The 6667-nt window shown below is 71.7% G+C and carries 8 protein-coding genes and 1 pseudogene; 7 read left to right on the top strand and 2 right to left on the bottom strand.

Annotation, left to right across the window (positions count from 1 at the left end; translation table 11 throughout):
* From NS331_RS26770 to ruvC, 7 genes and pseudogenes are all read left to right on the top strand, one after another.
* Nucleotides 1–229: pseudogene (locus tag NS331_RS26770) on the top strand (RNB domain-containing ribonuclease); the annotation flags it as partial.
* A gap of 26 nt (nucleotides 230–255) precedes the next feature.
* Nucleotides 256–1125 carry an energy transducer TonB gene (locus NS331_RS17045; protein ID WP_058643161.1) on the top strand — a complete coding sequence of 290 codons (870 nt, stop codon included), beginning with the start codon at nucleotides 256–258 and terminating at the stop codon, nucleotides 1123–1125.
* Between the two features lie 66 nt (nucleotides 1126–1191).
* On the top strand, nucleotides 1192–2058 hold the full coding sequence (gene aroE, locus NS331_RS17050) for a shikimate dehydrogenase (RefSeq protein WP_058643162.1): 867 nt from the start codon (nucleotides 1192–1194) through the stop codon (nucleotides 2056–2058).
* Nucleotides 2058–2801 (top strand): monofunctional biosynthetic peptidoglycan transglycosylase, encoded by a 744-nt coding sequence (mtgA, locus tag NS331_RS17055; protein WP_058643166.1) that lies wholly within the window; start codon nucleotides 2058–2060, stop codon nucleotides 2799–2801. Before aroE ends, mtgA begins: the two co-directional genes overlap by 1 nt.
* A 22-nt stretch (nucleotides 2802–2823) precedes the next feature.
* Nucleotides 2824–3471 (top strand): lysophospholipid acyltransferase family protein, encoded by a 648-nt coding sequence (locus tag NS331_RS17060; RefSeq protein WP_058643163.1) that lies wholly within the window; start codon nucleotides 2824–2826, stop codon nucleotides 3469–3471.
* 15 nt (nucleotides 3472–3486) lie between these two features.
* Nucleotides 3487–4554 (top strand): phosphatidate cytidylyltransferase, encoded by a 1068-nt coding sequence (locus NS331_RS17065; RefSeq protein ID WP_058643164.1) that lies wholly within the window; start codon nucleotides 3487–3489, stop codon nucleotides 4552–4554.
* A 198-nt stretch (nucleotides 4555–4752) separates the two neighbouring features.
* Nucleotides 4753–5301 (top strand): crossover junction endodeoxyribonuclease RuvC, encoded by a 549-nt coding sequence (ruvC, locus tag NS331_RS17070; RefSeq protein WP_058643165.1) that lies wholly within the window; start codon nucleotides 4753–4755, stop codon nucleotides 5299–5301.
* Between the two features lie 46 nt (nucleotides 5302–5347).
* On the opposite strand, the gene NS331_RS26775 is transcribed toward ruvC, so the two are convergent.
* A complete protein-coding gene (locus tag NS331_RS26775; protein ID WP_193758142.1) occupies nucleotides 5348–5524 on the bottom strand; it encodes a hypothetical protein in 177 nt (58 codons plus the stop codon).
* A gap of 18 nt (nucleotides 5525–5542) precedes the next feature.
* Complete coding sequence (gene lpxC / locus NS331_RS17075) at nucleotides 5543–6466, bottom strand: UDP-3-O-acyl-N-acetylglucosamine deacetylase (RefSeq protein ID WP_058643167.1); 924 nt, start codon at nucleotides 6464–6466, stop codon at nucleotides 5543–5545.
* Nucleotides 6467–6667 lie beyond the last annotated feature (201 nt).

Raw genomic sequence — 6667 nt, forward strand, 5'->3', positions numbered from 1 at the left:
CGGCGCCCAGGGCCTGCCGCGCGGTGCCCGCGTGCGGCTGCGGCTGGGCGACATCGACGAGATCGCGCTGGCCGTCAGCGGCAGCGTGATCGAGCGCCTGGATGCCGAGGCCGCGCCCGCCGCCGACGAAGCGGACGAGGAAGAGCCCACGGCCGGCGCGCTGACCATCGCCGTCGACGTCAACGACGCCGAGCCCGAGGCCGCCGCGTCCGCCAGCCCCGCCGCCTGAACGCGCCGCGACACCGCACGACCGCCATGCGCCTGGCCGACCTGACTCCGCTGCAGATGGCGCTGGGCGCCTCGCTGCTGGTGCACGCGGTGCTGCTGGGCGTGCGCTTCGCCGACCCGGCCGCCTTCGACCGGGTGCTGCAGGAATCGCCGCTGGAAATCATTCTCGTCAATGCGCGCACGCCGCAGACCGACCTGCCGCCCAAGCCCGCCGCCCTGGCGCAGGCCACGCTGGCCGGCGGCGGCGACCTGGACCGTGGCCGCGCCACCAGCCCGCTGCCGCCCTCGGCCTTCCGCGCCGTCGGCGATTCGGCCGACGAGGCCCAGCGCCGCATCGATGCCCTGCAGGAGCAGCAGCAGATGCTGCTGGCGCGGGTGCGCAAGCAGCTGGCCTCGCTGCCCGCGCCGGACCCCACGCACACCGGCCAGACCGCCGACAGCCAGGCCCAGGAAGAGCGCCGCCGCCAGCTGCTGGACCTGCTCGCCGAGATCGAGCGGCGCGTCAACGAAGAAAACGCCCGGCCCAAGCGCCGCTACATCAGCCCCTCCACGCGCGAAGTGGCCTATGCCGGCTACGTCGACGCCCTGCGCCGGCGCATCGAGGCGCGCGGCACCGAGAACTTTCCCGAAGCCCGCGGCCAGAAGCTCTACGGCCAGCTCACGCTGCTGATCACCGTCAACCACGACGGGCGGCTGCTGGCCACCGAGCTGGTCGAGAGCTCGGGCAATGCCGACCTCGACCGCCGTGCCCAGGCCATCGTGCGCAGCCTGGGCAACTTCGGCCCCTTCACCGACGCCATGCGCCGCCAGGCCGACCAGATCGTGCTGCCCTCGCGCTTCCGCTTCACGCGGGACGAGACGCTGGAGACCCAGATGTCCACGGCCACGCCGCCGTGAGCCGTCTGCCTTCGCCGTGAGCGGCCTGCGCCCCGTCCCCTCCTTCCTCGACCGCTTCAGATTCCCATGGACCGCTACTGCGTGATGGGCAACCCGGTGGCGCACAGCCGCTCGCCGTGGATCCACGCCCGCTTCGCCGAACTCACCGGCCAGACCCTCGATTACGGCCGCCGCCTGGTCGCGCCCGGCGGCTTCGTGCAGGCCGTGGCCGACTTCCGCCGCGAGGCGCAGGCGGCCGGCGATCGGGCCGGCGGCTGCAACGTCACGGTGCCGTGCAAGTTCGACGCCGCGGCCTTGGCGGGCGATTGCCTGAGCGACCGCGCGCGCCTGGCCGGCGCCGTCAACACCCTGCGCTTCGATACCGACGGCGGCGTCTTCGGCGACAACACCGACGGCGCCGGCCTGGTGACGGACATCCAGGACCATGCCGGCCGCAGCCTGGCCGGCGCCCGCGTGCTGCTGATCGGCGCCGGCGGCGCTGCCGCGGGCGTGCTGGGGCCGCTGCTCGACGCGCGGCCGGCACGGCTGGTGGTGGCCAACCGCACCGCCGCCAAGGCCGAGGTGCTGGTCACGCAGCATGCCGCTGTGGCCGCGCGCGCCGGCTGCGACCTGGCGGCCCAGGGCCTGGACGCGCTGGGCCGGGGCGAGCGCTTCGACATCGTCGTCAACGGCACCGCCACCAGCCTGGCCGGTGCCGGCGTGCCCGTGCCGGCGCGCGTGCTGGCCGAAGGCGCGCTGGCGGTGGACATGATGTACGGCCCCGCCGCCGCGGGCTTCCTGGCCTGGGCCCGCGCACATGGGGCGACGGGCTGCGACGGCCTGGGCATGCTGGTCGGCCAGGCGGCCGAATCCTTCGCGCTGTGGCGCGGCGTGCGGCCCGATGCCGCGCCGGTGCTGGCCGAGCTGCGCGCCCTGGTCGACGCCGCCGCATGATGCGTCCGCTCGGCCGCTGGCTGCTCTGCCTGCTGCTGGCGGGTGTGGCGCTGCAGCTCTTCTTCGTGCTGCGCATCGCGCTGATGGCGGTGGTCGATCCGCAGTCCACCGCCTTCCAGCGCTCGGAGATGTGGCGCCTGCTGCGGCAGGACGGCATCCGCGCCCAGTGGCGCCAGTCCTGGGTGCCCTACGACCGCATCGCCGATCCGCTCAAGCGCGCCGTCATCGCCAGCGAGGATGCCGCCTTCGTCGACCACGGCGGCGTGGAATGGGAAGCCATCGAGCGCGCCCGCCAGCGCAACGCCCGTGCCGAGGAACTGGCCGCGCGCCGCGCCGCCCGCGCCGCCGCCCAGGGCAAGCCGGTGCGCCCGCCGCAACTGCGCGGCGGCTCCACCATCAGCCAGCAGCTGGCCAAGAACCTGCTGCTCTCGGGCGAACGCACGCTGCTGCGCAAGGGCCAGGAGCTGGTGCTGACGCAGCTGCTGGAGCTCTTCCTCGGCAAGCGCCGCATCCTGGAGCTCTACCTCAACAGCGTGGAATGGGGCGAAGGCGTGTTCGGCGCCGAGGCCGCCGCGCGCCATTACTTCGGCAAGGGTGCCGACCGGCTCACGGCCAACGAGGCGGCGCGGCTGGCGGTCATGCTGCCCAGCCCCAAGTTCTACGAGAAGCGGCCCTATTCGGCCTACCTCAACAGCCGCGCCGGCACCATCGGCGCGCGCATGGGCGCGGTCGAGCTGCCCTGACCCCCGCCCGTATCATCGACCGATGTACCTTGCCAAGCTGACGGGCGCCCTGCTGCTGGGCGTCACGCGCCTGCTCACCGGCGCCCAGGCGCGCTGGTGGGGCTGCCCGCCCAAGGCCGAGCAGCGCATCTACTTCGCCAACCATCAGAGCCACATCGACCTGGTCATGATCTGGGCCGCCCTGCCCGGCGAGCTGCGCAGCATCACGCGCCCGATCGCCGCGCGCGACTACTGGGCCAACTCGACCTTCAAGCGCTGGATCACCACCGAGGTGTTCAACGCCATCTACGTCGAGCGTGGCGGCACGCCCGCGCCGGCCGAGGAAGGCGCACCGCCGCCCGACCCGATGGCGCCGCTGCAGCCGCTCATCGACGCGCTGAAGAGCGGCGACTCGATCATCATCTTTCCCGAAGGCACGCGCGGCCACACCGGCGTGCCGCAGAAGTTCAAGTCGGGCCTGTACACGCTGGCGCAGATGTTCCCCGACGTGGTGCTGGTGCCGGCCTGGATCGACAACGTCCAGCGCGTCATGCCCAAGGGCGAGGTGGTGCCGGTGCCCATCCTCTGCTCGGTGACCTTCGGCGCGCCGATCCGCGTGGCACCGGGCGAGGAGCGCCGCGCCTTCCTGGACCGGGCACGCGAGGCCGTGGTGGCCCTGCGCGACGTGTAGAAGGGACGCGGCGCCATGGAGAACGTCCTTCGCAACCTCGGCCCCTCGGCACAGGTGGCCGCCCTCTTCGTGCTGGTCTTCGGCATCCTCGCGCTCGCCAGCGCGGCCCTGTTCTTCGTCGGCCTGCGCGAGCGCCGCCACCGCGTGCACGGCGAAGCCTGGGAAGAGGAACTCGCCCACCTGCGCGCGCTGCTGAGCACCACCTGGGTGATGGTCATCGTCTTCTGGATCGGCTGGGCGCTGGGCGAGACCGTGGCCACGGTGCTCTTCGGGCTGATCGCCTTCCTGGCGCTGCGCGAGTTCATCACCCTCTCGCCCACCCGGCGCGGCGACCACCGCAGTCTGCTGCTGGCCTTCTTCGTGGTGCTGCCGATCCAGTTCGTGCTGGTGGGCACCGCCCGCTTCGACCTGTTCACGGTGTTCATCCCCGTGTATGCCTTCCTGGCGCTGCCCACGGTGGCGGCGCTGGCGGACGACCCGGACCATTTCCTGGAACGCAATGCCAAGCTGCAATGGGGCATCATGGTCTGCGTCTACGGCCTGTCGCACGTGCCGGCGCTGCTGCTGCTGCAGTTCCCCGGCTACGACGGCAAGAACGCCTTCCTGGTGTTCTTCCTCGTGGCGACGGTGCAGACCTGCATGCTGGCGCAGCACCTGATCTACCGCCGGCTGGTGGCCACGTCGGGCGACACCCAGGCCGGCCCGCCGGCGCCGCCGGCACGCGGCGGCCTGCTGCGCCAGATCCTGCGGCCGCGCGCCCCCATCGCACCGCACATCAGCCGCAGCTTCAATTGGGCCAGTTGGGGCGTGGGCATGGGCGTGGCCAGCTTCGTCGGCGCGCTGCTGTCCTTCATCACGCCCTTCCGCTTCTGGCAGGCCTTCGCGGCGGCCCTGGTGGCCTGCGTGGCGGGGTCGATGGGCCACCTGGTGATGAAGGCCCTCAAGCGCGACCGCGGCGTGCCGCACTGGGGCCGCAAGGGCGTGGGCATCACCGGCGCCAACGGGCTGCTGGACCGGGTGGATGCGCTGTGCTTCGCGGCGCCCATCTTCTTCCATTCCGTGCGCTGGTACTTCAACGCATGAAGAAGAAAAGGCACCCCCCATGCCGCTTCGCGGCTCCCCCCTCTCTTGCGCCTTCGGCTTGGAGGGGGGCGCACCCTGCGGCCTGGCAAAGCCAGTTCCGCGGGTGCACGCGCATGGCCTGCTCCGCGGCCTTTGTACGCTTACGGCCGCGCGGGGATCAAACGCTGTGCACGGCATTCAGGACCGAGGAATATTGACATGCGCGTCCTTGGCATTGATCCTGGCCTGCAGACGACCGGCTTCGGCGTGGTGGACGTGGACGGCCATGCGCTGCGCTACGTGGCCAGCGGCACGATCAGCACGCGTCACATGGCGACCACCGAACTGCCGGCGCGGCTCAAGGTGCTGTTCGACGGCATCGGCGAACTGAGCACGCGCTACCAGCCCGATGCGGCTTCGGTGGAGATCGTGTTCGTCAACGTCAACCCGCAGTCCACGCTGCTGCTGGGCCAGGCCCGCGGCGCCTGCCTCACGGCCCTGGTGACGAACGGCCTGCCGGTGGCCGAATACACCGCCACGCAGATGAAGCAGGCCGTGGCCGGCCACGGCCGCGCCGCCAAGGACCAGGTGCGGGAGATGGTGCGGCGGCTGCTGGAACTGCCCGGCCTGCCCGGCAGCGACGCTGCCGATGCGCTGGGCCTGGCCATCACCCATGCGCAGGTCGGACGGGTGCGGGCACGGCTGGGCGCGGCGACGACGCTGGCGCCCAAGGCGAGCGGGCTCTACAAGGGCGGACGCTCCCGCTGAGCCGGGACGCCTGACGCGGCGCGGGCCCGTGGGCGCGCCAGCGCGTCTAGGCGATGCGCTCCGCGAACAGCACCGCGAAGAAGCCCAGGGCCGCGATCAGCGTCCATTTGAAGACGATCCAGCCCAGGCGCCGGTAGCGCATCTGGCCGGTGGCCGCATAGAAGGCGAAGCACACGCCCGCCACGAGCAGCAGCAGCAGGATGACCCAGCGGAAGAGCAGCATGCGGCAGCGTCGCGTGCCTTACCAGGCGCGGGCGATCTCGCCGAAGCCGCGCGGGGCCTGGCGCGTGTCCTCGAAGGTCACGACCTCGTAGGCATCGGGCTGGGCCAGCAGTTCGCGCAGCAGCCGGTTGTTGAGCGCGTGGCCCGAGCGGAAGGCGCTGTAGGCCGCCAGCAGCGGCTTGCCGACGATGTAGAGGTCGCCCATGGCGTCGAGGATCTTGTGCTTGACGAACTCGTCGTCGTAGCGCAGGCCGCCGGCATTGAGCACCTTGTGGTCGTCCATGACGATGGCGTTGTCCAGCCCGCCGCCCAGGGCCAGGCCCTTGCTGCGCATGTACTCGACCTCCTTGGTGAAGCCGAAGGTGCGCGCGCGGGCGATGTCGCGGGCGTACTGGCCCACGCCCAGGTCGAATTCGTAGCGCTGGCCGGTGGCGTTGACCACGCGGTGGTCGAAGTCGATCTCGAAGCTCAGCTTGAAGCCGTGGTAGGGCTCCAGCCGGGCCCACTTGAGCTGGTCCCCGGCGCCTTCGCGGATCTCGACGGGCCGCAGCACGCGGATGAAGCGGCGCGGCGCCTTCTGCAGCTCGATGCCGGCGCTTTGCAGCAGGAAGACGAAGGACGAGGCCGAGCCGTCGAGGATCGGCACCTCGTCGGCCGTGATGTCGATGTAGAGGTTGTCCAGCCCCAGGCCGGCGCAGGCCGACATGATGTGCTCCACCGTCTGCACCTTGGCGCCGCCGGTCGAGACCGTGGACGCCAGGCGCGTGTCCGTCACCGCCTCGGCCCGCATTGGAATGTCCACCGGCTCCGGCAGGTCGACGCGCCGGAACACGATGCCCGTGTCCGCCGGCGCGGGCCGCAGCGTCAGCTCCACGCGCTGGCCGCTGTGCAGGCCGACGCCCACGGCGCGGGTGATGGACTTGAGGGTTCGTTGTTGCAGCACGGCCGGCATTCTAATTTTCGGCACCCTTCCCGCCACCCGCCAAAGCGCCTATGACCGTGATAGCCGTAAGGAGGCGTAAGCGCGCCCAGGCAGCCCGGACGAACAAAAGCGCCACGCTCGAATTCGAGGCGTGGCGCCGCTGCTTTGGAGTCCGCACCGCAGCCGCAGGCTGCCGGTGCTCTCTTCAGTCAAGCGCAGGCG

Source organism: Pseudacidovorax intermedius, assembly GCF_001476815.1.
Lineage (GTDB): Bacteria > Pseudomonadota > Gammaproteobacteria > Burkholderiales > Burkholderiaceae_C > Xenophilus > Xenophilus intermedius_A.

Coding starts and splice junctions, on each gene's coding strand:
- NS331_RS17045 (WP_058643161.1), top strand. CDS start 256: ATGCGCCTGGCCGACCTGACTCCGCTGCAGATGGCGCTGGGCGCCTCG.
- aroE (WP_058643162.1), top strand. CDS start 1,192: ATGGACCGCTACTGCGTGATGGGCAACCCGGTGGCGCACAGCCGCTCG.
- mtgA (WP_058643166.1), top strand. CDS start 2,058: ATGCGTCCGCTCGGCCGCTGGCTGCTCTGCCTGCTGCTGGCGGGTGTG.
- NS331_RS17060 (WP_058643163.1), top strand. CDS start 2,824: ATGTACCTTGCCAAGCTGACGGGCGCCCTGCTGCTGGGCGTCACGCGC.
- NS331_RS17065 (WP_058643164.1), top strand. CDS start 3,487: ATGGAGAACGTCCTTCGCAACCTCGGCCCCTCGGCACAGGTGGCCGCC.
- ruvC (WP_058643165.1), top strand. CDS start 4,753: ATGCGCGTCCTTGGCATTGATCCTGGCCTGCAGACGACCGGCTTCGGC.
- NS331_RS26775 (WP_193758142.1), bottom strand. CDS start 5,524: ATGCTGCTCTTCCGCTGGGTCATCCTGCTGCTGCTGCTCGTGGCGGGC.